Here is a 24,198-nt window from a genome sequence, read left to right as displayed (position 1 = left end):
CGGGTTCAGCGGCCGGTGCCGGCGTACACGACGGCTTCGTTGTCGGCGTCGAGACCGAAGGCCTCGTGCACGACGCGCATCGCCTCGTTGAGGGTGTCGGCGCGGGTGACGACCGAGATGCGGATCTCCGACGTGGAGATCATCTCGATGTTGATCGAGGCGTCGTGCAGCGCGCGGAAGAGCTGCGCCGAGACGCCGGCGTTCGTGCGCATGCCGGCGCCGACGAGGGCGAGCTTGCCGATCTGGTCGTCGTACTGGATGCCCTCGTAGCCGATGTCGGACTTCGAGACCTCGAGCGCGGTGAGGACGCTCTGGCCCTGGTCCTTCGGCAGCGTGAACGAGATGTCGGTGCGGCCGGTCGACGCCGCCGAGACGTTCTGCACGATCATGTCGATGTTGGCGCCGGCGCGGGCCACGATCGTGAAGATCTCGGCCGCCTTGCCGGGCTGGTCGGGCACACCGACGACGGTGATCTTGCCCTCGGACAGGTCGCCGGCGATGCCGGTGATGATCGGTTCTTCCACGGTTTCCCCCTCGGCAGGGTTGTAGACGATGGTGCCCTCGACGTTGCTGAACGAGGAACGGACGTGCAGGGTGACGCCGTGCCGCCGGGCGTACTCGACGGCGCGGATGTAGAGGACCTTCGCGCCGGACGCGGCGAGCTCGAGCATCTCCTCGGTGGTGACCCGGTCGATCTTGCGGGCCTTCGGGACGATGCGCGGGTCGGCGGTGAAGATGCCGTCGACGTCGGTGTAGATCTCGCAGACGTCGGCGTCGAGCGCGGCGGCGAGGGCGACGGCGGTCGTGTCGGAGCCGCCCCGCCCGAGGGTGGTGATCTCGCCGGTGGTCCGGTTGAAGCCCTGGAACCCGGCGACGATGGCGACGTGCCCCGAGTCGAGCGCCTCACGCACACGCTTCGGGGTGACGTCGACGATGCGGGCCTTGCCGTGCTGGGCGTCGGTGAGCATGCCCGCCTGGCTGCCGGTGTACGACGACGCCTCGACCCCCAGGCTCTTGATCGCCATGGCGAGGAGGGCCATCGAGATCCGCTCCCCCGCGGTGAGGAGCATGTCGAGCTCGCGCCCGGCGGGGATCGGGGTGACCTCGTGCGCCAGGTCGACGAGTTCGTCGGTGGTGTCGCCCATGGCGGAGACCGCGACGACGACGTCGTTGCCGGCCTTCTTCGTCTCGACGATCCGCTTCGCGACGCGCTTGATGCTCTCGGCATCCGCGACGGACGAACCACCGAACTTCTGCACGATCAAGGCCACTGGTACGCACTCCTGGGGACGGTTCTCCGCGACGTCACGCGGCTGATCGATCGTAGCCGGTGTTCCTCGGATGTTGCGTCGGGACCGGTCGGCACGCAACGATCCCGCGCGGACGGATCAGCCGCCGACGACCCGACGACCCTCGAAGGCGCGGCCCAGGGTCACCTCGTCTGCGTACTCCAGGTCACCGCCGACCGGCAGCCCGGAGGCCAGACGGGTGGTCCGGATGCCCATCGGCACGAGCAGGCGGCTCAGGTAGGTCGCGGTCGCCTCGCCCTCGAGGTTCGGGTCGGTCGCGATGATGACCTCGTCGACCGTGCCGTCGGCCAGCCGGACCATGAGCTGCTGGATGCGGAGGTCGTCCGGTCCGACGCCGTCGATCGGGCTGATCGCCCCGCCGAGCACGTGGTACAGCCCGCGGAACTCCCGGGTGCGCTCGATGGCGGCGACGTCCTTGGCTTCCTCGACGACGCAGATCGTGCTCGGGGACCGTCGGGGGTCCCGGCAGATGCTGCACCGGACGTTCTCGGTGACGTTGCCGCACACCTCGCAGAACCGGACCTTCTCCTTGACCTCACCGAGCAGCTCGGACAGGCGCGTGGGGTCGAAGGACTCGGTCTGCAGGATGTGGAACGCGATGCGCTGCGCCGACTTCGGACCGATGCCGGGCAGACGCCCGAACTCGTCGATGAGGTCCTGCACGATGCCGTCGTACATCAGGCACTCCCCTCGGACAGCGACGTCTCCTCGATGAACTGCGCGCCGAGGATCTCACGCACCACGGCCTCGCCGTAGCGGCCGGGCACGGGGGTGCGGCGGACACCCGACTGCGCGCCGGCCGCCTGCTGCGGCGCCTGGCGCTGCTGCGGCGCGGCCTGCGTCGGCGCGGCCTGCGTCGGCGCGGCCTGCGTCGGCGCGGCCTGGGCAGGCTGCTGCGGCACGGCCGGAGCCGGGTCCTGCCGACGCGGGTGTGCCGACGGCGCGGCTCGTCCGCCGCGCGGTCCCGGGTCCGGGAAGGGCGCGCCGTCGTCGTACGGCTCGTCGTCCAGCGGGTAGTCGTCGACCGGAACGGGGCCGGCCGGCGAGCCGCCGCCGTCGTGCCCGCCGGTCCGGACGGGAGGCGCGGCCTGCGCTCCGGACGGACGTGCGGCACCGGCGGGCGCGCGTCCGGCAGCGTCGGGACCGCCACCGTCGTCGGACGAGGCGGCCGACGGGTTCGGCGGGGCGGGCTGCGTCGACCGGGGTTCGACCGGCGCGACGGCGGCGTCGCCCGGGACGACGCCGAACGGAGCCCCCCACGAGGGCTCGACGTGCTCGGGGACGGCGCCGGCGGTCGGGTCCGTCACCGGGATGGTCGCGACCGCCCACTCCGTGACGGGGCCCGAGTCCTGCGGCGCGGCGGGTGCGGGGGCCTGCGCTGCCGGGCGGTCCTGGCTCGGGTGGTCCGGGCCATGGCCCTGGTGCTCCTGGTCCGGGCGTCCGGGAACGGCGGTCTCCCGGTCCTGGGACTGCTGCTCGGGACGGGCCGGAGCGTCGGGAGGCGTCGCTCCCGACGGGCGTTCCGACCGTCCGGATCGGTCGGTCGCCGATGCCCCGTTCTCGGGTGCAGCCGGCTGCTCGTCCTGCTGCGGCGACGACGCGCCGAGCGTGCCGCTCCCCTGCGGTCGAGCCGGAGCCGCCGTTGCACCGAGTGTGCCGTGGTCCGGCGTGCCCGGACCGTCCGGCGACGACGTCGACCGACCGGGAGCGCTCTGGGCCGGAGCGCTCTGAGTCGGAGCGTTCTGGGCCGGCGCCGGTGCGGTCTGCGCAGGAGCGGTCGGAGCCGATGACGCCTGGGCCGGAGCGGTCGGAGCCGACGACGCCTGGGCCGGAGCGGTCTGCTGCCGTCCGGCGCCCGCGGTGGGGGCACCGGTCGCCGGTCCTCGCGCCACGAACTTCACGCGGAAGCCCAGGATGTCGAGGATCGCGCTTCGCAGGTGCTCACTGACGCTCGTGTGCGGGTCGCTCATCTCCTTGAACGACGCGACGTCCTGCTGGCTCGGGAACGTCAGGGTGAGGACGTCGTCCCGCAGCGCGGTCACCTGCGCGGTCGCGACGACGGCCCACGCGGAGCGCTTGGCGTGCTGGACGTGCTCGACGATCTGCGGCCAGGTGTCCCGCATCTGCTGGAGGCCGACAGGGGTGACCGGACGGACGGCCGGCTCGTCCCCGATGACGGTGCCGACACCGGTCGAGGACGGTGAGGCCTGGCCACCCGGCGCGGAGGGCGCGCCGTCGGCGGAGGTGGGAGCGGAAGCGGACGGAGCCGCGGGAGCCGTCTCCGGTCGGGCAGCCGCACGCGCGGTGTCCCCGGACGATGCCGATGCCGGTGCGCCGGGGCCGGCTGCCGCCTCCGGGGCGTCCGCGGGGACCGCCGCGGCCCACGAGGCCGCTGCGCTCCGCGCCGCGTCACCCGCGTCCGCGGAGGACTGCTGGTCGTCCCGTGCCGGTGCGGTGCCGGCGGTCACGGTGCCGGCGGCCTGCGACGGTGCCGGGGTCCGGGCGCCGTCGGACGGCGCGGCCGGTGCCGCGCTCCGGGCACCCTGGGCGGACTGCTGCTGCGGTGCCGCTGACACGGCCGCCGCGGACGGCTGCTGCGGTGCGGCGACCGGCAGGTCGGCGGGACCGGCCTGGTGCCCGCCGGCGTCGCCGACGCCGACACGGCGCTCGAGTCGCTCCACCCGGGCGAGGGCTCCGCGCTGGGTGTCGTCGGCCTCGGGCACGAGCATGCGCGCCACCATCAGCTCGAGGTGCAGTCGCGGTGACGTGGCGCCGGTCATCTCGGTGAGGGCTCGGTTGGCGATGTCGGCGCCGCGGGACAGTGCGGTCGCGCCGAAGACGGCGGCCTGCCGGGACATCGTGTCGAGCTCCTCGGGCGAGATGCCGCGGAGGACGGCTCCGGCGCTCTCGTTCGTGGCCGCGACGACGATGAGGTCACGGAGGCGTTCGAGCAGGTCCTCGACGAAGCGTCGCGGGTCCTGCCCGGTCTGCACGACCCGGTCGATCGCGGAGAACGCGGACGCGGGGTCGGCGACGGCGAGGGCGTCCACGACGTCGTCGAGCAGCGCGGCGTCGGTGTAGCCGAGGAGTGCGACCGCTCGTTCGTACGCGATCGCGCCGTCCTCGCTGCCGGCCATGAGCTGGTCGAGCAGGGACAGCGTGTCGCGGACGGACCCGCCGCCGGCCCGGACGACGAGGGGCAACACGCCCGGCGCGACGGAGACGGACTCCTGCGCGCACAGCTGCTCGATGTACTCGAGCATGGTGGCCGGCGGGACGAGACGGAACGGGTAGTGGTGGGTCCGCGACCGGATGGTGCCGATGACCTTCTCGGGCTCGGTGGTCGCGAAGATGAACTTGACGTGCTCCGGCGGCTCCTCGACGAGCTTGAGCAGGGCGTTGAAGCCCTGCGGCGTGACCATGTGGGCCTCGTCGAGGATGAAGATCTTGTAGCGGTCGCGGGCCGGCGCGAACACGGCGCGGTCGCGGAGGTCGCGGGCGTCGTCGACGCCGTTGTGGCTGGCGGCGTCGATCTCGATCACGTCGAGGGAACCACCGCCGCCGCGTGCGAGCTCGACACAGCTGGGGCAGACGCCGCAGGGGGTGTCGGTCGGGCCCTCGGCACAGTTCAGGCAGCGGGCGAGGATGCGGGCCGACGTGGTCTTGCCGCAGCCACGCGGGCCGCTGAACAGGTAGGCGTGGTTGACGCGGTTCGTCCGGAGCGCGGTGCGGAGCGGGTCCGTCACCTGCGACTGACCGATGAGTTCGGCGAAGTTCTCGGGCCGGTAACGGCGATACAGGGCGGTGACCACGCGACCAGGGTAGTCGGCGCCGCCGACACGTCGGCACCGTCGTCCACAAGCGCGGAAGCCCGTTCCGGAAACGAAGAAGACTCCTCACGCACGGAACCGACACAGCCCCGGTCGCCGTGGCGAACCGTCCCTGGAAACGAAGAAGACTCCTCACGCACCCGCCAGAGCCCGGTTACCCTTGCTGCGTTTCCGCCCTGGGGGAGTTGGCCTGGATGGCGTCACGTGAGGAGCCGCTGAACACTCTACCGGACGGAAGGAGCAGCATCGAACCCATGAAGATCGCCATCGCCGGAGGTCACGGGCAGATCGCCCTGATCCTCGAACGCCTCATCACCGAAGCCGGTCACGACGCCATCGGCATCGTCCGCAACCCCGCCCACGTCTCCGACGTCGAACAGACGGGAGCGAAGGCGCTCGTGGCGGACCTCGAGCAGCTGTCCGAGGATGAGCTCGCCCTGCGGCTGCGCGGGGTCGACGCGGTGGTCTTCGCCGCCGGCGCCGGGCCGGGCAGCGGCGCCGAACGGAAGCTCTCCGTGGACCGAGATGCCGCCGTGCTGCTCGCCGAGGCCGCGGTCCGCCTGGACATCGAGCGCTACGTGATGGTCTCGGCGATGGGCGCCGACGCGTACGACCCGGAGGCGGCGAAGCTGCCCGCCGAGGACGAGGACGCCGTCTTCCAGGTCTACCTCCGCGCCAAGGCTGAGGCGGACGCCAACGTGCGGATGCGCCGGTTCCGGTGGACGATCGTCCGCCCGGGCGCCCTGCTCGACACACCCCCGCAGGGCACGGTCACCGTGGGCCGGACCGTCCCGCGCGGCTCGATCCCCCGCGCCGACGTGGCGGCGGTGGTCCTGCACGCGTTGCTCGACGACTCCGCGGTCGGCCAGCAGTTCGAGGTCACCAGCGGCGACGTCCCCGTTCCGGCTGCCCTGCGCGCGCTCGGCTGACCGAGGCGACCACCGTCACGGACGGGAGGCCCACCACCGGTCCGGTGGTGGGCCTCCCGTCCGTCAGGGGGCGGGTCTCAGAGCGCGACGGCCGCGGACTGGCGCGCGATCTCGAGTTCCTCGTTCGTCGGGACCACGAGGACCGCGACGCGTGAGCCGTCCGTGGAGATCCGTCGCGCCTCCTTGCTGTGGAGCTCGTTGCGGTCGGCGTCGACCTCGATGCCGAGGTGCTCGAGGCCGGCGAGCACGCGCCGGCGCAGCAGGGCGTTGTTCTCCCCCACGCCCGCGGTGAAGACGACCGCGTCGAGACCGCCGAGCTGGGCGGTGTAGGCGCCGACGTAGCGGCGGATGCGGTGCCGGTACACGGCGAGCGCCGCCTCGGCCGTCTCGTCGCCCTTGGTGGCGGCGTCCTGCACGTCGCGCATGTCGCCGCTGCCGGTGAGGCCGAGCAGCCCGGACCGCTTGTTGAGCATCGTGTCGAGGTCGTCGAAGGACATCCCGGCCTCGCGGTGCAGGTGGATGAGCACGGCGGGGTCGAGGTCGCCGGAGCGGGTGCCCATGACGAGGCCCTCGAGCGGGGTGAGGCCCATCGAGGTCTCGATCGAGCGACCGCCGTCGATCGCCGCCGCCGACGCGCCGTTGCCGAGGTGCAGCACGATCGTCTTCAGCTCGGACAGCGGGCGGTCGAGGAACACCGCGACCTGCTCGGAGACGTACTTGTGGCTCGTGCCGTGCATGCCGTAGCGACGGATCTGGTGCTCCTCGGCCAGGTCGGCCGGTATCGCGTACGTGTAGGCGTGCGGCGGCATGGTCTGGTGGAACGCGGTGTCGAAGACGGCGACGTGCGGGACGTCAGCGAAGACCTGCTTGGCGGCGCGGATTCCCTCGAGGTTCGCGGGGTTGTGCAGCGGCGCCAGGCTCGACAGGTCGTCGATCTGCTGCTCGACCTCGTCGGTGACGATCGTGGCGGCGTCGAACCGGGTGCCGCCGTGCACGACCCGGTGTCCGACGACGGCCGGCGGGTGCTCGTCGAAGGACGGTCCGACCTTACCGAACGCGTCGATCATCGCCTGGAACCCGGCGGCGTGGTCGGGCACCTCGGCCGAGTCGTTCGACGAGGTCTCCCCCGTCAGCGCGTTGGTGTGCTTCCACGACCCGGTGGACTCGCCGATGCGCTCGACCAGGCCGGAGGCGAGGGTGCGCTCGTCCTCGAGTTCGATCAGCTGGTACTTGAAGGAACTCGAACCGGAGTTGACGACGAGGGCTGCGCTCACGAGGGGTCGCTTTCTGTGCGGGGTTCGGCGGGGGTCGGGGCCGCGGTGCCGGCCTGGATGGCGGTGATGGCGACGGTGTTGACGATGTCGCTGACGAGTGCGCCGCGGGACAGGTCGTTGATCGGCTTGCGGAGCCCCTGCAGCACCGGCCCGATCGCGACCGCGCCGGCGGACCGCTGGACGGCCTTGTACGTGTTGTTGCCGGTGTTGAGGTCCGGGAAGATGAACACCGTCGCCTGACCGGCCACGGGCGACCCGGGCATCTTCGTGCTCGCCACCGTGGGGTCGGCGGCGGCGTCGTACTGGATCGGGCCCTCGACGAGCAGGTCGGGGCGTCGCTCGCGGACGAAGGCCGTACCGGCACGCACCTTGTCGACGTCGGCGCCCGATCCGCTGTCGCCGGTGGAGTAGCTGAGCATCGCCACCCGCGGCTCGATGCCGAACTGGGTCGCGGTCTCGGCGGAGGAGATCGCGATGTCGGCCAGCTGCTCGCTCGTCGGGTCGGGGATGACCGCGCAGTCGCCGTAGACGAGGACCCGGTCGGCGAGCGCCATGAGGAAGACGCTCGACACGATCGAGGTGTCCGGGCGGGTCTTGATGATCTCGAACGACGGCCGGATGGTGTGTGCCGTGGTGTGCTTGGCGCCGGAGACCATGCCGTCCGCCAGGCCGAGCTGCACCATGAGCGTGCCGAAGTACGACACGTCGGTGACGGTGTCGCGGGCGAGCTCGACGCTCATCCCCTTGTGCGCGCGGAGGGCGGTGTACTCCTGCGCGAACCGCTCGCGCAGCTCGGGGTCGAACGGCGAGAGGAGCTGGGCGCCCTCGAGGTCGAGGCCGAGTTCGGTCGCCCGGGCGGTGACGGCCGCCGGGTCGCCCAGGATCGTCAGGTCGCACACCTGCCGCTGCAGCAGCGTCGACGCGGCCCGGAGGATGCGGTCGTCGTCACCCTCGGGCAGGACGATGTGCTTGCGGTGCTCACGCGCCCGGTCGATCAGGCCGTGCTCGAACATGAGCGGCGTGACGACCCCGGACGGCGTGAGCTGCAGTCGGGCGAGCAGCGCCTCGGCGTCGACGTGCCGCTCGAACAACGCGAGCGCGAGGTCGGCCTTGCGGGGCGAGTCGGCGGCCAGGCGACCCCGGGTCTGGGTGATCCGCAGGGCGGTGTCGTACGTGCCGAGGTCGCTCTGCGCGATCGGCAGCGAGCTCGACAGGCCCTCGAGCAGCCGGGAGACCTGCGGTGCCGTCTCGAACCCGCCGTTGAGGATGACGCCGGCCAGGCTCGGGAAGGTCTCGGACTCGTTGGCGAGGAGCGTTGCGATGAGGACGTCGTTGCGGTCCCCCGGCACCACGACGATGCCGCCCTCGATGAGCCGGGGCAGCACGTTCTCCATGCTCATGCCGGCGACGACGGTGCCGAGTGCCTCGCGGTCGAGGAGCGCCTCGTCACCGCGCACGAGCGTGGCACCGGTCGCGGCGAGCAGTGCCCGCACGGTCGGGGCGACCAGGACGGCGTCCTCCGGGATGGCCCAGACCGGCGCATCCGGGTGGTGGTCGTGCACGGCGGTGCCGACGTGCGTGACGATCGCGTCGAGGGCGTCCGGGTCGGCGCGGTTCACGACGACGCCGAGGAGCTGCGCGTGCTCGGCCCGGAGCTCGCTCGTGGTGACGTCGGCCACCTGCCCCATGTCGTCGGCCGACCGGGCTCCGCGTTCGGCCGAGTCCCGTCCGCCGAGCACGAGGAGGACCGGCGCGCCGAGGTTCGCCGCGACCTTCGCGTTGAAGGACAGCTCGGTCGGGCTGCCGACGTCCGTGTAGTCGGAGCCGAGGACGACGACCGCGTCGCAGCGGCGCTCGACCCCGGCGAAGCGCGTGAGGATCGTCGCGAGGGCGGCGTCTGGGTCCGAGTGCACGTCGTCGTAGGTCACCCCGACCGCGTCGTCGTAGGGGATGTCGACGGCGGTGTGCTGGAGCAGGAGCTCGAGCACGTAGTCCGGCTCGTCGACCGACCGCGCGACCGGACGGAACACCCCCACGCGCCCGACCGTGCGGGCGAGGGTCTCGAGCACCCCGAGGGCGACGGTGCTCTTGCCGGTGTGTCCTTCTGCTGACGTGATGTAGATGCGGGTCGACACGTTCCCCAGGGTAGACCTCGCGTGTGCACGGACCTCCGGAGGGGCCGTGAGGACGCTGGTGGTCGTGAGCACCCCCGGAGACCTGTACCATGGGGTGTCGTCACCGCGAGGTGACGCCCGGAGGATTCGCCTAGTGGCCTATGGCGCACGCTTGGAAAGCGTGTTGGGTGCAAGCCCTCGGGGGTTCGAATCCCCCATCCTCCGCAGCACGAACCGGACCCGCGGTCCGGCACCCGAGACCCCCGCCACCGGCGGGGGTCTCGTCGCCTGTGGCCCACTGCGTCCTCCGTCCGACCGGCCAGGAGGCCCGCCCCGCGTCCGGTCCCGCAGGCTGCGGACCGCCGCGCGCCCCGTCCGGCGCGGACGATCCGGAAAGCGGCCAGCACCCTGTGCCCACCGGCGACGGTCCCCTATGCTGACCGCTACGAGCTCGCCGGAGGGACCCGGACGGCTCGACCAGCATCGGACGGCAGGGGCGCCGTCGCGGGACCGGCGCTCTCGCCGTGGCCGTGCAGTCCGGGGACGAGGAGACCTGCCGTGGGGGACGTGACGGCGCGAGCGACACCGCTCGACAGGAGCACCGTGGAGACGATCGTGCGACCGCGCGCAGCACTGGTGCGCTCGACGGCGTTGAGCATCGTCTTCTCCGCCGTGCCGATCGCGGTCGCCGTCGTCTGGGTCGCCGTGCCGACCGGGCGCTGGCTCGTCGTCGGTGCGCTCGTGCTCCTGCTCGGCGCCGTGGTCCTCGCCCTGTTCCTCCGACTGCGGACCGCCTTCGTCGCCGTGCACGACGACCGTGTCACGGTGCGCGGCGCGGTCACCGGGAACCGCACGTTCTCACGGTCCGGCGTCGCCGAGCTCGTGCTCGCGACGACGCACGGCGCCGTGGCCGAGCGGACGAGCCGGGAGCTCGTGGCCCTCGACCCCGCCGGCGAGGCGCTGTTCCGCGTCCGTGCCGACATGTGGGGCGACGAGGGGGTCGACCGACTCGTGGAGGCGCTCGACGTGCGGACCACCCGGCTGCCGAAGCCGATGTCGATGCGCGAGTTCGCGCGACGGTGGCCCGGCCTCCGGACCTGGTACGAGCAGCCGGTGGCGCTCGTGGTCATCGGGACGCTCGCCGCGCTGACGGTCGGTTGCCTCGTCGTCGCCGAGGCCGCGGGACTCTCGCACCGCTGACACCCGCCGCGCGGACGACCGCCAGTGCGTCAGTGCGTCAGTGCCGGGACGGTCTTCGGCCGCACCAGGAACCACAGCAGCAGGATCGCGACGAACGCCGTCGTGCCCATGACGGCCGCCATCGGAGTCGCCCGCGTGATGCCGAGCAGACCGACCACGGGCGAGATGAGCCCCGCCACCCCGAAGTTGAGCGCGCCGAGGAGCGAGGCGGCGGTGCCGGCCTCCTTGCCGTGCGACGCGAGCCCGATCACCTGGACGAGCGGGAACGAGAACCCGCAGGCCGCGATGTAGAACCAGAGCGGGACGAGCACCCCGACGAGCCCGGCACCGAGCTGGTCGAGCACGACGATGGTCACCGAGGCCAGGAACAGCGTCGCGGTCGACGCGGCGAGGATCCACTGCGGTCCCACGCGCTGCGCGAGCCGCGCCGAGATCTGCACGCCGAGCACGACGCCGACCGAGTTCACCGCGAAGAGGAGCCCGTACTGCTGTGGGTCGAGGCCGAACACCTCCTGGAACAGGAACGGCGACGCGCTGAGGTACGAGAACAGCCCGCTGAACACCATCGCCCCGATGAGGGCGACGCCGACGAAGATCCGGTCCGAGAACAGGGCCTTGTACCGCTGCCCGATCGTGGAGTGGCCGTTCTCCTGGCGACGCTCCTTCGGCAGGGTCTCGATGATGAGCAGGATCGACGCGATGACGACCGCCAGGCCGTAGCAGGCGAGGAACACGAAGATGCCGCGCCACGGGAAGAACCGCAGCATCTGCGAGCCGATGAGCGGCGCGAGGATCGGTGCGAGGCCGTTCACCATCGCGAGCCGCGAGAGCATCCGGACCAGGGGCTTGCCGCCGAAGAGGTCGCGGACCGTGGCCATCGCGACGACACCACCGGCCGCGGCGCCCATGCCCTGCAGCACGCGGAACAGTGCGAGCACCTCGACGTTCGGGGCCAGCGCCGCGCAGACCGAGGCGGTCACGTGCAGGCTCGTCGCGATGATGAGCGGCAGACGACGGCCGACCTTGTCGCTCCAGGGCCCCACGAGCAGCTGCCCGATCGCGAACCCGAGGGTCGTCGCGGTGAGGGTGAGCTGGACGGCCCCCTCGGAGATGCCGAGGTCCCGCTCGAGCGACGGGAACGCCGGCAGGTACAGGTCGATCGTGAACGGCCCGAGTGCGGTGAGGGCGCCGAGCACGAAGACGTAGACGAGGCGCTGGGCGCGGGTCAACGAGTCACCGGGGTGCTTGACGACGGTGAGCGGACCGGTGGTCGCGGGGGCGGACACGGCGAGATCCTCCGAAGGGGGTCGAGTGGGGTGGGATCGGCCGCTCGAATCGATTCGGTCCGTTCCACCATGGTACGGGTTGCCCGGGCTGGCCGACAAGCGTCGTCGACCGCGACCGCGCTCCCCGGACCCGACGGGCTGCCGGGCCGTCGCCGTTCCCCGGGTCCCGGGCGTCCTCCCACCCCGCCGCTGCTCGCGCGTCCGCTGCTCCCCGCCCGCCGCTCGCGCGTCCGCCGCTCCCGCGTCCGCCGCTCCCCCGTCCGCCGCTCCCCCGTCCGCTGCTCCCCCGTCCGCCGCTCCCCCGTCCGCCGCTCCCCCGTCCGCTGCTCCCCCGTCCGCTGCTCCCCCGTCCTCCGGGTCCGGGTCCGGGTCCGGGCACGCGACCGGACCGGCCGCCTCCCGCACGAAGGTGCGGCGGACACCTGCCCGGAGGCGGTGGTGCGGTACCGTCGGACTCCCGGCCGAGGCGCGCCGGGAGCACCGCGAACGAGATGGGAGGAGCGTCATGGTCGACGCTCGGATCCTGCACACGACGGCCGCCCTGCGCGAGGCCGTCCTCCGACTCGCCGCCGACCGCCCGGTGTCCGAGATCACGGTCGCCGACGTCACCCGGGCCGCGGGCATCAACCGGGCCACCTTCTACTCGCACGCCGTCTCGCCCGGCTCGCTGCTCGCCGACGTGCTCACCCCCGAGCTCGACCGCATCCGCGAGGACGACGCCGCGGCCCACCGCGCCGCCGTCGAACGCGGTGCCGGACCCGAGGACCTCGCCGCCATCACGCGCCGCGGCATCGACGCCGTGATCGACCACGTCACCGCCCACCGGGACATCTACGAGCGGGCGCTCCCCGACCCGAACGACGGCTCGCTCCACCGGCTGCTCGTCGACCACTTCACGGTCTCCAGTGCGATGCACATCTCCGAACTCGACCCCGCGACCAAGCCCGACATCATCGACGACGTCGCGGCCGGGTTCGTCGCCCAGGGCTTCGTCGGGGCGATCGAGGCGTGGCTCGCCGGACCCCGGCGCTCCCGCAGGGCGCTCGTCGCGACCATCACGCAGTCGTTCCCCGCCTGGTGGAGCTGAGCCGGGCCTTCCGATCGCTCGAGCGGACCGTCGGGCCCGGACCGTCAGGACCGGGCCGACCGCCCGCTGCCGTCGCTACTGCGCCGGATCGTCGGCGTCCTGCGGCTCCTCGCCACGTTGCAGCGACGCGACCATGTCGACGCTGCGGCTGACCAGTTCGTCGTCCGAACCGGCACTGTCGATCCGGTAGTCGGAAGCCAGTCCGTCGTTGCCGCCGCCCGACGACGGCAGGGCACTGCCGAGCGCCACGACCACGACACCCGCGTCGTGCGCGTCCCGCAGCTCGGTCCGCAGCGACGACGGGTCGGCCGCCCGCACGAGCAACGCCTTCGCGCCCGTCCGGACCAGGTCGCGCACCGCCGACCGCTGCCGTGCCGCCTGGTCGGCCCCGGCGACCCGGATGTCGGGCCGGAACCCGGCCTCGGTCAGCTGCTCGCGGAAGACGGTGGCGAGCGAGCGGCCGTCGCCCGAGTCGCTCGGCGTCGCCGCGTCCCCGGTCAGCACGACCCCGATGACCGCGTTCCGGTCGAAGCCACCGTCGGAGCTCGTCAGGTCGGTGCTCCGGACCGGCGTCGGCGCGGTGGTCGTGGTCCCGCTGCAGCCCGTCAGGACGAGCGCGCTCGCAGCGAGCGCGGCGGTCAGCACGGCGACGGTGCGGCGCACGGTTCCTCCTCGGTCATGGCCTGTCACGCTACCCGCCCGTCGGTCCGGACGGACGCGGTCCCGGCCCCCGCCCGTGGCGCCGTGGGCACCGGACCGAGCCGCCGGACCGCGACCAGGCCGACGAGTGCGACCACCGTCATCGCGGTGAACACGAGCGCGAAGGCTGCGGGCTCCTCCCGCCCGCCGGCCGTCGTGAAGAGCAGCCCGGCGACCGCCAGGCCGACCACGCTGCCCGAGGCGTCCGCGATCGTGAGGGCCGAGCTCGCGAAGCCGTCGTCGCCCTCGCGGGAGAACCGGAGCGTCAGCATCGACGTCCTCGGGTACGCCACCCCCATGCCCGCGCCGCCGACGAACCAGCCGGCGACGAGCACCCACACCGGCAGGTCCCACAGCGCGACGGCGAGCGCCGACAGCAGGCTCACCAGCACCAACGCGAGTCCGGTCCCGAAGGCGCGGGCGGCCGGGAGGCGCGCCTCGCCGAGCCGCCCGTGCAGCCAGCTGGCAGCCGCCCAGCTCAGGGCAGCCACCGTGAGCGCCAGGCCGGCCGCGGAGGGTTCCAGTCCGTGCTGCGCCTGGAGCAGGAAGGGCACGTAGGCCTCGCTGCCGAAGAACCCGGCGGCGAGCACCCCGCGCAGGAGCACGACCGACGGCAGCCCCGGTCCACCGGTGAAGGTCCGGCGGGGCAGCAGCGGACGGAGTGCGAGCCACGCCCCGACCAGGCCGACGAGGACCGAGGCGAGGCGGACCGGCACCGGCAGGTCCGGTGCGACGTTGAGGAGCAGCACGGCGGCTGCCGCACCGACCGACCACCCGATCCGGCTACGCTGCCAGGGCGGGCGGGCCTCCTGGGCTGGCGGACGCAGGTGGCGGAGCGTCGGGACCAGGCAGGCGAACGCGACCACGGCGATGACCAGCGCACCGGCGAAGACCCAGTGCCAGCCGACCGCGTCGGTCACGAACCCGGCGACGGCCGGGCCGACGAGTGCCGGCACGACCCACGCGGCGGCGAAGCCGGCGAACACCGAGCCGTGCAGGTCGGGCGGGAACACCCGGGCCACCATGACGTACAGGACGACGTCGATGGCCCCGGCGCCGAAGCCCTCGACGAGGCGACCGGCCAGGAATACCGGCATCGTCGGGGCGAGCATGACCACGGCCGTCCCGAGCGCGAACAGCGCCGCCGAGACCCAGGCGACGACCCGCCCGCCGGAGCGGTCCGCCCAGTTGCCGGCGAGCACCATGCCGGGGACGCCGGCCGCGAGCGGTGCGGCGAAGCTCAGGGAGTACAGCGTCTCGCCGTGCAGGTCCGCGGAGATGACCGGCATGATCGTCGTCATCGCCAGGTTCTGGAACGCGGCGACCGCGACGATCGCGACCATGCCGACCGAGGCCACGAGGTACCGGCGGTCGAACAGGGTCGCCCGGTCCGCCGTCGTCGTGGTCACCTGGTCATCGTAGGACCGTGGTCGGACACCGCGGCGGGTCGGTGCCCGAGCCGTGGGGGTCGTGGTGCGCGGGGTCGTGGTGCGCGGGCTCGTGCTCCGGGGGGGGCGAGCTCCGGCTCGTGCTGCCGGGGGCGAGCTCCGGCTCGTGCTGCCGGGGGCGGGCTCCGGCTCGTGCTGCCGGGGGCGGGCTCCGGGGCCTGAGCTCCGGGGCCCGAGCTCCGGGTCAGCGGTCGAGCGCCTGCTGCACGTCGGCGACCAGGTCGCGGACGTCCTCGATGCCGACCGACAGGCGGACGACGTTCTCCGGCACCGCGAGCTCCGTGCCCTTCACCGACGCGTGGGTCATCTCGCTCGGGTACCCGATGAGCGACTCCACCCCGCCCAGGGACTCTGCGAGCGCGAAGAGCTCGGTCGACTCGGCGAACCGCTTCGCCGCTTCCGGCCCGCCGGCGAGCGCGACCGAGAGCATCCCGCCGAACCCGGACATCTGCTTCGCGGCGATGGCGTGGCCCGGGTGCTCGGGCAGGCCCGGGTAGTGGACGTGCTCGACGGCCGGGTGCGCGAGCAGCGCCTCGGCGATGGCCTGCGCGTTCGACGAGTGCCGCTCCATGCGCACGCTGAGGGTCTTGATCCCGCGGATGGTGAGCCACGCGTCGAACGGCGACGAGATCGCGCCGCCGCCGAACTGCACGAACTGCACCTGGTCGGCGAGCTCCTGGTCACGCAGCACGACCGCGCCGCCGACGACGTCCGAGTGCCCGCCGAGGTACTTCGTCGTCGAGTACACGACGACGTCCGCACCGAGCGACAGCGGCTGCTGGAGGGCCGGCGAGGCGAAGGTGTTGTCGACCACGACGAGCGCCCCGGCCTCGTGCCCGATTGCCGCGAGGGTCTCGATGTCCGCGATCTTCATCAGCGGGTTCGTCGGCGTCTCCACCCACAGGACCGTCTTCGCCGGGCTGTCGGCGAGCGCTGCGCGGACCCGGTCCGGCTCGCTCATCTCGACCGTGACGAGCTCGACCCCCCACGGGACGTGCAGCCGGTTCGCCAGGCGGTGCGTGCCGCCGTAGACGTCGTTGCCCATCACGATCCGAGCACCCGGCTCGAGGTACGCCCGGAGCAGCGCGTCCTCGCCCGCGAGGCCGGACGAGAACGAGAACGCCGCCACACCGCCGTCGAGGTCGGCGAGCAACGTCTGCAGGGCGTCGCGAGTCGGGTTGCCGGACCGGGAGTACTCGTACCCACCGCGCAGCCCACCGATGCCGTCCTGCACGTACGTCGACGTCAGGTGCAGGGGCGGGATGACGGCGCCGGTGGCGCCGTCGGGCTCCTGACCGGAGTGGATGGCGCGGGTGCTGAACTCGGTCATGTCGCGGGGCTCTTCCTGGAGGCTCGGTGCGGGCTGGGTGGGTGGGTGCGGCCGAGCGGGCGCTCGGGTCGTGCGGGTGCTCGGGGTGCTCGGATCGTCCGGGTGCTCGACCGCCGAGGCGGCGGCCGGGCGGCGTCACTCGGACAGGTAGGTGAGCAGGTCGTGGCGGGTCAGGACCGTCACCGGCTTGCCGTCCCCGACGACGAGCAGGGCGTCCGCGGACTCGAGGGCCCGACGCGCCGCCGACAGCGACTCGCCGATGCCGATCAGGGGCAGCGGCTCGCCGACGAAGGGCGTGAGCGCCTCCGCCATGCCCGCGGCCCCCGTGAAGACGTGTCCGAGCAGGGCCTTCTCCTCGACCGCCCCGACGACCTCACCCATCACGACGGGCGGTTCGGCGCTGAGGACGGGCATCTGCGAGACTCCGTACTTCGTCATGATGTCGACCACGTCGCGGACGGTGTCCGAGGGGTGCGCGTGCACGAGGTCGGGCAGGCGGCCGTCCTTGCCCGCGATGAGGTCGCCGACGGAGCGCTCGTCCTCGGTCTCCGCGAAGCCGTAGGACCGCATCCACCGGTCGTTGAAGATCTTCCCGAGGTACCCGCGGCCGCCGTCGGGCAGGAGCACCACGACCACGTCGTCCTCGGTCAGGTCCTGCGCGGCACGGAGCGCGGCGACGACCGCCATCCCGCTCGACCCGCCGACGAGCAGCCCTTCCTCGCGGGCGAGCCGCCGGGTCATCGCGAACGAGTCCGCGTCGGAGACGGCGATGATCTCGTCCGGCACCCCGGCGTCGTACGCGCCCGGCCAGAAGTCCTCGCCGACGCCCTCGACGAGGTACGGGCGACCCGTGCCGCCCGAGTAGACGGAGCCCTCCGGATCGGCGCCGACGATCCGCACTCGGCCGTCGGAGGCCTCCTTGAGGAACCGGCCCGTGCCCGAGATGGTGCCACCCGTGCCGACGCCGGCGACGAAGTGGGTCAGCTGGCCCTCGGTGTCGCGCCAGATCTCCGGACCGGTCGTCTCGTAGTGGCTGCGGGGGCCGTTCGGGTTGGCGTACTGGTTCGGCTTGTAGGCGCCGGGGATCTCCCGCACCAGGCGGTCCGACACCGAGTAGTAGGACTCCGGGTGGTCGGGCGCGACCGCGGTCGGCGTCACGACGATCTCGGCCCCGTAGGCGGTGAGGACATTGCGCTTGTCCTCGCCGACCTTGTCGGGCAGGACGAAGACGCAGCGGTACCCGCGCTGCTGGGCGACGAGGGCCAGGCCGACCCCGGTGTTGCCGGAGGTGGGCTCGACGATGGTCCCGCCCGGGCGGAGCTCGCCGGAGGCCTCTGCGGCGTCGAGGATCCGCGTCGCGATGCGGTCCTTCGACGATCCGCCCGGGTTGAGGTACTCGACCTTCACCAGGACGGTGGCCCGGATGCCGTCGGTGACGCGGTTGAGCTTGACCAGCGGGGTGTCGCCGACGAGGTCGACGACCGAGTTCGCGTAACGCACCCGCAGAGTCTAAGCGGCAGGCCCGACCGAGTGTCCTCGTGTGTCCTCGCGCGACATCGTGCGTCCTCGTTCGTCCTCACGGGACGTGTCCGGTCCGAGCGGTCGGTCCCGCGTGCCCGGTCCGAGCGGTCAGTCCCGCGTCGCGACGACCGGGTCGCTCTGCTGCTCGTGCAGCGTCGCGTACGTGCCGCCGAGGGCGAGGAGCTCGTCGTGCGTGCCCTGCTCCACGATCTGCCCGTGGTCGAGCACGAAGACCACGTCAGCGTCGCGGATGGTCGACAGGCGGTGTGCGATCGAGATGGTCGTCCGTCCCCGGGCGGCCGTGTCGAGGGCCGTCTGCACCACGCGCTCCGAGATGGAGTCGAGCGCGCTCGTGGCCTCGTCGAGGACCAGGACCGGCGGGTCCTTGAGCAGCACCCGGGCGATCGCGATGCGCTGCTTCTCACCACCGGACAGGCGGTACCCGCGCTCCCCCACCACGGTGTCGTAGCCGTCCGGGAACGAAGCGATCGTCTCGTGGATGTTCGCCGCCCGCGCCGCCCGCTCGAGGTCGGCATCGGTCGCGTCCGGCTTGGCGTACCGCAGGTTGTCGCCGATCGTCGCGTGGAACAGGTAGGTCTCCTGGCTCACGATGCCGATGTGCCGCATGAGGTCCTCGTGCTCGAGGTCGCGCACGTCCTGCCCGGCGAACCGCACCGAGCCCGCGGTCGCCTCGTACAGGCGCGGCACCAGGTACGAGATCGTCGTCTTGCCCGCACCCGACGGCCCGACGAACGCGGCGAACTGTCCGGGCTGCAACTCGAACGAGACACCGCGCAGCGTCGGCTTGTCCGCCTCGCCGTCCGGGTAGGTGAACGAGACGTCGTCGAAGGCCACGTGCCCGACCCGTGTCACGTCGACCGGCTCCGCGGTCGGGGCGTCGGTGATGGCCGGTCGCAGGTCGAAGTACTCGAAGATGCGGGCGAACAGCGCCCCGGAGGTCTGCAGGTCCAGCACGACCCGCAGCAACCCGACGGTCGGGAACAGCAGCCGGGACTGCACGGTCGTGAACGCGACGATCGTGCCCGCGGTGATCGGGACGCCGCCGAGGATCAGGTACGCGGCCACGAGGTAGATGACCGCCGGGATGATCGACAGGAAGATCTGCACGATCGCGAAGAACCACTGCCCGGACATCTGCTGCCGGACCTGCAGGCCGATCTGGTTCCGGTTCTCGTCGCCGTACCGCTGGATCTCGCTGCGCTGCTGGTTGAAGCTCTTCGCGAGCAGGATGCCCGACACGCTCAGCGTCTCCTGCGTGATCGCCGTCATGTCCGACAGCGACTCCTGCGTCTGCCCGGCGATCCGGGCCCGCACCTGCCCGACCTTGCGCTGCGCGATCACGAGGAGCGGCAGCAGGACGACGGCCACCAGGGTCATCTGCCAGCTGAGCAGCAGCATCGCGACGACGGCCGCGATGACCGTCACCGTGTTGCCGAGCACCGACGAGATCGTGTTGTTCAAGACGCTCGCGACACCGCCGACGTCGTTCTGCAGTCGGCTCTGGATGACGCCGGTCTTCGTGCGGGTGAAGAACGCGAGCTCCATGCGCTGCAGGTGTCCGAACAGCCGCATGCGCATGGCGCCCATGACCTTGTTGCCGACCGTCGCGGTGAGGTAGGTCTGCCAGACACCGATGCCGGCGCTGGCGATCCAGAGGCCGATCATCGCACCGACGAGCACCGCGAGCACGGGGACGTCCGGGCCGCCGCTCGGTGGGAACAGCCCGCGGTCGAACGCCTGCTGCGTGAGCAGCGGCGGGATCACGGACAGCGCCGCACTGATCAGGACGAGCACGACCGTCAGCGCGATGGCGCGGCGGTGCGGGACGAACAGGCCGGCGATCCGCCGGAGCAGGTGCGGGATCTCGGGCGCCTCGGCGTTCGCGGCACGCTGGGCCGCCGTGTCGCCACTGGAGATGCGGCCACGGCCATGCCCGCCACCACCACCACGCATCCCGCCGCCACCGGCGACGGAGTCCATCCGGCTCATCCGCACCCTCTCTGCGCCTCCGGCGCCGTCCTCGCACGAATGTACGCCCGCGGAAGGACCCGGCCGCCTGCGTTCGCCGAGGGCTGTGGACGGCGGTGATCCGTGCCTCCCGTGTGGAGGAAGGGACTGCACCGGTTTGGACCCCGTCGGAGGGCCATGGGACGATGACCCGTCCCCCGCCAGCGCCCCCGTGAGGTCCCATGTCGTCCGCGCCGTCTCTCAGCCACCAGCTCCTCCGGCGCAAGCCGGTCGACCAGCTCCGCGCCGAAGCGGAGCAGGGGGTCGACGGCCAGCCACTGCGCCGGACGCTCGGTGTCTGGCACCTGACGATGATCAGCGTCGGGGCCACGCTCGGGACCGGCATCCTCGTCGTGCTCGGCACCGCGGTCCCGCTCGCCGGACCGGCGGTCTGGATCTCGTTCGTGCTCGCCGGGGTCGCGGCGCTGCTGTCCGCGCTGTCCTACGCCGAGATGGCCGGGGCCGTCCCCACCTCCGGGTCGAGCTACTCGTACACGTACGTGACGATGGGCGAGGGGATCGCCTGGATCTGCGGGTGGTGCCTGGTCCTCGAGTACGCGGTCTCCGTCGCTGCCGTCGCGGTCGGCGCGAGCGAGTACGTCGACGAGACGCTCCGGGTCTTCGGGCTGCACCTGCCCACCGCACTGTCCGCGCCTCCCGGGGACGGCGGTTTCCTCAACCTGCCCGCCGCGGCGCTCGTCCTCATCGCGATGCTCGTGCTGCTGCCCGGCGCGAAGGAGAGCGCCTGGGTGAACACGCTGATGGTCCTCGTGAAGATCGCTCTGCTGGTCTTCTTCGTCGTCGTGGCGTTCTCGGCGTTCCGGGCTGGCAACTTCGAGCCGCTCGCACCGATGGGTGCCGCGGGCGTGAGCGCGGCTGCCTCCCGACTGTTCTTCTCGTACATCGGGTTCGACGCCGCCTCGACCGCGGGTGAGGAGGCGAAGGACCCGCGCCGCGACCTCCCCCGCGCGATCATCGGCTCGATCGCTCTGATCACGGCGCTGTACATCCTGGTCGCGGTCGCCGCGATCGGAGCCCGCTCGTGGACGTCGTTCTCCGCCGACGAGGCCTCGCTCGTCCGGATCGTGGTCGACGTCACCGGCCAGCCCGTCGTCGCGCTGGTGTTCTCGATCGGCGCCGTGGTCGCCATCGCGAGCGTCGTGCTGACCGTGCTCTACGGGCAGACGCGCATCCTGCTGACCATGGCTCGCGACGGCCTCGTGCCGAAGGTGTTCGGACGCGTCTCCCCGCGCACCGGGACCCCGATCGCGAACACGCTCATCGTCGGCATCGTCGTGACGATCGTCTCGGCCGTCGTGCCCCTCGGCGAACTGGCTGACGCGACGAGCATCGGCACCCTCGTCGCCTTCGCCCTGGTGAACGTCTCGGTGATCGTGCTCCGTCGGACGCAGCCGGACCTCGAGCGCTCCTACCGCGTGCCGTTCTTCCCCGTGGTGCCGGTGCTCGGCGTCCTGTTCTGCCTGTTCCTGGCGGTGTCGCTCGGCGCCGGCACGTGGATCGCGTTCGGCATCTGGATGGTCGCCGGCGCGGTGCTCTACGTGGCCTACGGCCGCCGCCACAGCACGCTCGCGTAGCGCGGCGCCGCGCGCGGCCGTACGAGACCCGACGCTGCGACCCTTGCGCTCAGCGACGGCACTCGCGCCTCGCACCGCGAGCGACGTCGCGGAGCCCGAACGTCACCGTTCCTCCACACCGCCTCACCGCGTGTCGGCCGTCCACAGCACGAGCGTCCGGGGGCGGAGACCCGGATCCGCGGGCCACGATCGGACCTGGTCCACTACCGGAAGCGCCCACACCTCCTCCGAACCGACGTCGCCGACAAGAGCGTCGCTCGATCAGTGCAACGTGCTCACCTCGCCGGCGCACTCGTCCCCGTGCACCGTGGTGTGTTCATGGCCAAGGACGAGTGGGAAGGACTCGACGACGCCGGGCGGCACCTCGCACGAGCTCGAGCGGTGGCACCCTCGCTCGCGATCGACACGGCGTTCTCGCACATCACCGCGGCGGTGTCACACGGTTGGCCCGTGGTCGGTCCACTGCCCGTCCGCGTGCACGTGACCGACGAGGCACGGACCGCGACAGCGCACCGGTCGGGCTTGGTGCGGCACGCCGGACCGCTGCCCGCGCTGGATGCGATCCGGCTCGACGGGGTGCCGGTGACCGCCCCGCTGCCCACCGCATTGGCGCTGATCGCGACCACTCCCGTACACGTCGCCGCAGTCGCGGTCGACATCAGCGTCCGTAACGGATCACTCCGCCTCGAGGACGTCGCGGCAGCCCTCCCGAGCTCGCCAGCACGAGGGTCAGCACGAGGACGTCTCGTCATCAGCGCGCTCGACCGCCTCCACGAGTCGGTCGGAGAGTCCTTCGCGGCGATCCGCCTGGTCGAACTCGGGGCAGCGGAAGTGGTGCCGCAGCACGAGTTCGTCCTGGCCGACGGCAGCACCTGTCGCCTGGACTTCTGGATCCCGGAACTCGGTGTGGTCGTCGAGTTCGACGGCAGGCAGAAGTACGTCGACCCGGCGATGACCGGCGGCGCGGACCAGACGGACGTCCTCTGGCGGGAGAAGCTGCGGGAGCACCGGCTCCGGTCCCGACCAGACGTCCGGGCAGTCGTCCGTGTGACGTGGTGGCACCTGATCGACCTGGACCGGTTCCGCGCACTGTTCCGAGCGCACGGCATCCGGTTCTGAGGGCGGCCGGTGCCGAATCCGCACTGAGCGACACTGTTCGGCCCGCAGCGCGCGCGACGTGTCGCTCAGCGCGAAACTCGCGGCGCGCACGCGGCACGCGCGTCGCGGCCCGCGCACGCGTGGCGCCCCGCGCACGACGAAGGCCGCCACCCCGAGGGGCAGCGGCCTTCGTGACCAGAAGGTCGGACTCAGACGAGCTCGACGGTGGCGCCAGCGGCCTCGAGGGCAGCCTTGGCCTTCTCGGCGGCGTCCTTGTTGGCGCCCTCGAGGATCTTCGCGTCGGCGGTCTCGACGAGGGCCTTGGCCTCGCCCAGGCCGAGCGACGTGAGGCCACGGACCTCCTTGATGACCTGGATCTTCTTGTCACCGGCCGACTTGAGCACGACGTCGAACTCGGTCTTCTCCTCGACCTCCTCGGCGGGGGCAGCAGCGCCACCGGCCGCGGCGACCGCGACGGGGGCAGCAGCGGTGACCTCGAAGACCTCTTCGAACTTCTTCACGAAGTCCGAGAGCTCGATGAGCGTGAGCTCCTTGAAGGCCTCGATGAGCTCGTCCTGCGAAAGCTTCGCCATGATTTTCTCCTACTACTTACTGATGCGTGGTGTGGGTGTGGAACGCGTGCCTGGTCAGGCCGCGGACTCCTGCTTCTCGCGGAGGGCGTCCACCGTGCGGACGGCCTGCGAGAGGGGTGCGTTGAACAGGTACGCAGCACCGAACAGCGAGGCCTTGAAGGCGCCGGCGAGCTTGCCGAGCAGCACATCACGGGACTCGAGGTCGGCGAGCTTGTCCACCTCGGTCGCGGAGAGCGGGTTACCGTCGAAGTAACCACCCTTCACCACGAGCTCGGGGTTCGCCTTGGCGAATGCACGCAGCGACTTCGCGACGGCGACGGTGTCACCGTGGACGAAGGCGAGAGCGGACGGACCGGCGAGCTCGTCGTCGAACGACGTGATGCCTGCCTCGTTGGCCGCGATCTTGGTCAGCGTGTTCTTCACCACGGCGTACGTGGCGTGCTCACGGATCGAGTTGCGGAGCTCCTTGAGCTGCGCGACCGTGAGACCGCGGTACTCGGTGAGCAGAACGGCGTTCGAGCTACGGAAGGACTCCGTGAGCTCGGCGACCGCAGCTTCCTTGTTCGCCATGGTTCTCCTTGGGGTTGTGCTGGCAGCCCCTGGTCCACACATGAAGAAAGCTCCGGCGCAGAGGCTCGGAGCTGCTCCCGCATCGAGTGTGGGAGTGGTTCTGAACACCTGCGCGGGCTGCCTCGTGACGAGGACCTTCGGTCACTGTCCGAGCGTGAGCACGGCAGCGACGACCAGCGGTCTTTGGCTGAGAAGAACGGTACCACAGCGACGCGGCGTTCCGGAACCCATGACCGGCCGGGAGGCACGCGCCCCGCCCGTCACGCCCCTCACGCCCCTCACGCCC

The 24,198-nt window shown here is 72.1% G+C and carries 18 protein-coding genes, 1 tRNA gene and 1 other RNA gene; 6 read left to right on the top strand and 14 right to left on the bottom strand.

Annotated elements, in window-relative coordinates; translation table 11 throughout:
* Nucleotides 1-5: 5 nt before the first annotated feature.
* The 4 genes from KM842_RS02605 to ffs all read right to left on the bottom strand — a co-directional run bounded on the left by KM842_RS02605 (nucleotide 6) and on the right by ffs (nucleotide 5,357).
* Nucleotides 6-1,271: an aspartate kinase gene (locus KM842_RS02605; RefSeq protein ID WP_216260688.1), complete on the bottom strand. Its 1,266-nt coding sequence runs from the start codon at nucleotides 1,269-1,271 to the stop codon at nucleotides 6-8.
* A 117-nt stretch (nucleotides 1,272-1,388) separates the two neighbouring features.
* Nucleotides 1,389-1,988: a recombination mediator RecR gene (gene recR / locus KM842_RS02600; RefSeq protein ID WP_111080591.1), complete on the bottom strand. Its 600-nt coding sequence runs from the start codon at nucleotides 1,986-1,988 to the stop codon at nucleotides 1,389-1,391.
* Complete coding sequence (locus KM842_RS02595) at nucleotides 1,988-5,122, bottom strand: DNA polymerase III subunit gamma and tau (RefSeq protein WP_216260686.1); 3,135 nt, start codon at nucleotides 5,120-5,122, stop codon at nucleotides 1,988-1,990. Before KM842_RS02595 ends, recR begins: the two co-directional genes overlap by 1 nt.
* A gap of 138 nt (nucleotides 5,123-5,260) precedes the next feature.
* Nucleotides 5,261-5,357: signal recognition particle sRNA small type (ffs, locus tag KM842_RS02590), an RNA gene on the bottom strand.
* A gap of 37 nt (nucleotides 5,358-5,394) precedes the next feature.
* On the opposite strand from ffs, the gene KM842_RS02585 reads away from it, so the two are divergent.
* On the top strand, nucleotides 5,395-6,069 hold the full coding sequence (locus KM842_RS02585; RefSeq protein WP_216260684.1) for an NAD(P)H-binding protein: 675 nt from the start codon (nucleotides 5,395-5,397) through the stop codon (nucleotides 6,067-6,069).
* Nucleotides 6,070-6,146: 77 nt separating this feature from the next.
* Here KM842_RS02585 and KM842_RS02580 read toward each other — a convergent pair whose 3' ends face one another.
* A complete protein-coding gene (locus KM842_RS02580; protein WP_216260681.1) occupies nucleotides 6,147-7,343 on the bottom strand; it encodes an acetate/propionate family kinase in 1,197 nt (398 codons plus the stop codon).
* Nucleotides 7,340-9,478 (bottom strand): phosphate acetyltransferase, encoded by a 2,139-nt coding sequence (pta, locus tag KM842_RS02575; protein ID WP_216260679.1) that lies wholly within the window; start codon nucleotides 9,476-9,478, stop codon nucleotides 7,340-7,342. Before pta ends, KM842_RS02580 begins: the two co-directional genes overlap by 4 nt.
* Before the next feature lie 119 nt (nucleotides 9,479-9,597).
* Here pta and KM842_RS02570 point away from each other — a divergent pair.
* Together KM842_RS02570 and KM842_RS02565 are read left to right on the top strand one after the other, a co-directional pair.
* Nucleotides 9,598-9,682 (top strand) — tRNA-Ser (locus tag KM842_RS02570).
* A 378-nt stretch (nucleotides 9,683-10,060) separates the two neighbouring features.
* A complete protein-coding gene (locus tag KM842_RS02565; protein ID WP_216260677.1) occupies nucleotides 10,061-10,657 on the top strand; it encodes a hypothetical protein in 597 nt (198 codons plus the stop codon).
* Nucleotides 10,658-10,686: 29 nt separating this feature from the next.
* On the opposite strand, the gene KM842_RS02560 is transcribed toward KM842_RS02565, so the two are convergent.
* A complete protein-coding gene (locus tag KM842_RS02560) occupies nucleotides 10,687-11,943 on the bottom strand; it encodes a multidrug effflux MFS transporter (RefSeq protein ID WP_216260675.1) in 1,257 nt (418 codons plus the stop codon).
* Between the two features lie 505 nt (nucleotides 11,944-12,448).
* Here KM842_RS02560 and KM842_RS02555 point away from each other — a divergent pair.
* Nucleotides 12,449-13,030 carry a TetR/AcrR family transcriptional regulator gene (locus KM842_RS02555; RefSeq protein WP_216260672.1) on the top strand — a complete coding sequence of 194 codons (582 nt, stop codon included), beginning with the start codon at nucleotides 12,449-12,451 and terminating at the stop codon, nucleotides 13,028-13,030.
* A 75-nt stretch (nucleotides 13,031-13,105) separates the two neighbouring features.
* On the opposite strand, the gene KM842_RS02550 is transcribed toward KM842_RS02555, so the two are convergent.
* The 5 genes from KM842_RS02550 to KM842_RS02530 form a co-directional block, all read right to left on the bottom strand.
* The gene (locus KM842_RS02550) at nucleotides 13,106-13,693 is read right to left on the bottom strand and encodes a substrate-binding domain-containing protein (protein ID WP_216260670.1); all 588 of its coding nucleotides are present in this window, start codon (nucleotides 13,691-13,693) and stop codon (nucleotides 13,106-13,108) included.
* Nucleotides 13,694-13,716: 23 nt separating this feature from the next.
* Nucleotides 13,717-15,138, bottom strand: a complete 1,422-nt coding sequence (locus KM842_RS02545) for an MFS transporter (RefSeq protein ID WP_216260668.1) — start codon at nucleotides 15,136-15,138, stop codon at nucleotides 13,717-13,719.
* Between the two features lie 223 nt (nucleotides 15,139-15,361).
* Nucleotides 15,362-16,507: a cystathionine gamma-synthase gene (locus KM842_RS02540; RefSeq protein ID WP_216260661.1), complete on the bottom strand. Its 1,146-nt coding sequence runs from the start codon at nucleotides 16,505-16,507 to the stop codon at nucleotides 15,362-15,364.
* A 135-nt stretch (nucleotides 16,508-16,642) separates the two neighbouring features.
* Nucleotides 16,643-18,007, bottom strand: a complete 1,365-nt coding sequence (locus tag KM842_RS02535; RefSeq protein WP_216260659.1) for a cystathionine beta-synthase — start codon at nucleotides 18,005-18,007, stop codon at nucleotides 16,643-16,645.
* A gap of 129 nt (nucleotides 18,008-18,136) precedes the next feature.
* A complete protein-coding gene (locus tag KM842_RS02530; protein WP_216260658.1) occupies nucleotides 18,137-20,029 on the bottom strand; it encodes an ABC transporter ATP-binding protein in 1,893 nt (630 codons plus the stop codon).
* 209 nt (nucleotides 20,030-20,238) lie between these two features.
* Between KM842_RS02530 and KM842_RS02525 the strand changes: the two genes are divergently transcribed.
* The gene (locus KM842_RS02525) at nucleotides 20,239-21,651 is read left to right on the top strand and encodes an amino acid permease (RefSeq protein WP_216260656.1); all 1,413 of its coding nucleotides are present in this window, start codon (nucleotides 20,239-20,241) and stop codon (nucleotides 21,649-21,651) included.
* Nucleotides 21,652-21,915: 264 nt separating this feature from the next.
* On the top strand, nucleotides 21,916-22,770 hold the full coding sequence (locus tag KM842_RS02520) for a hypothetical protein (protein ID WP_216260654.1): 855 nt from the start codon (nucleotides 21,916-21,918) through the stop codon (nucleotides 22,768-22,770).
* Between the two features lie 188 nt (nucleotides 22,771-22,958).
* Here the strand turns inward: KM842_RS02520 and rplL are convergent, their stop codons facing one another.
* Together rplL and rplJ are read right to left on the bottom strand one after the other, a co-directional pair.
* Nucleotides 22,959-23,342: a 50S ribosomal protein L7/L12 gene (gene rplL / locus KM842_RS02515; protein ID WP_216260652.1), complete on the bottom strand. Its 384-nt coding sequence runs from the start codon at nucleotides 23,340-23,342 to the stop codon at nucleotides 22,959-22,961.
* 54 nt (nucleotides 23,343-23,396) lie between these two features.
* Nucleotides 23,397-23,912: a 50S ribosomal protein L10 gene (rplJ, locus tag KM842_RS02510; RefSeq protein ID WP_216260650.1), complete on the bottom strand. Its 516-nt coding sequence runs from the start codon at nucleotides 23,910-23,912 to the stop codon at nucleotides 23,397-23,399.
* Nucleotides 23,913-24,198: the final 286 nt, after the last annotated feature.

Source organism: Curtobacterium sp. L6-1 (assembly GCF_018885305.1).
Lineage (GTDB): Bacteria > Actinomycetota > Actinomycetes > Actinomycetales > Microbacteriaceae > Curtobacterium > Curtobacterium aetherium.
Note: the sequence above shows the minus strand (reverse complement) of the source record. Positions and strands in the feature narration are given on the sequence as shown.

What these genes read in the sequence shown, in the direction of transcription:
- recR (WP_111080591.1), bottom strand. Translation starts at nt 1,988, where the DNA reads ATGTACGACGGCATCGTGCAGGACCTCATCGACGAGTTCGGGCGTCTG.
- KM842_RS02585 (WP_216260684.1), top strand. Translation starts at nt 5,395, where the DNA reads ATGAAGATCGCCATCGCCGGAGGTCACGGGCAGATCGCCCTGATCCTC.
- KM842_RS02555 (WP_216260672.1), top strand. Translation starts at nt 12,449, where the DNA reads ATGGTCGACGCTCGGATCCTGCACACGACGGCCGCCCTGCGCGAGGCC.
- KM842_RS02540 (WP_216260661.1), bottom strand. Translation starts at nt 16,507, where the DNA reads ATGACCGAGTTCAGCACCCGCGCCATCCACTCCGGTCAGGAGCCCGAC.
- KM842_RS02530 (WP_216260658.1), bottom strand. Translation starts at nt 20,029, where the DNA reads ATGGACTCCGTCGCCGGTGGCGGCGGGATGCGTGGTGGTGGTGGCGGG.
- KM842_RS02525 (WP_216260656.1), top strand. Translation starts at nt 20,239, where the DNA reads ATGTCGTCCGCGCCGTCTCTCAGCCACCAGCTCCTCCGGCGCAAGCCG.
- rplL (WP_216260652.1), bottom strand. Translation starts at nt 23,342, where the DNA reads ATGGCGAAGCTTTCGCAGGACGAGCTCATCGAGGCCTTCAAGGAGCTC.
- rplJ (WP_216260650.1), bottom strand. Translation starts at nt 23,912, where the DNA reads ATGGCGAACAAGGAAGCTGCGGTCGCCGAGCTCACGGAGTCCTTCCGT.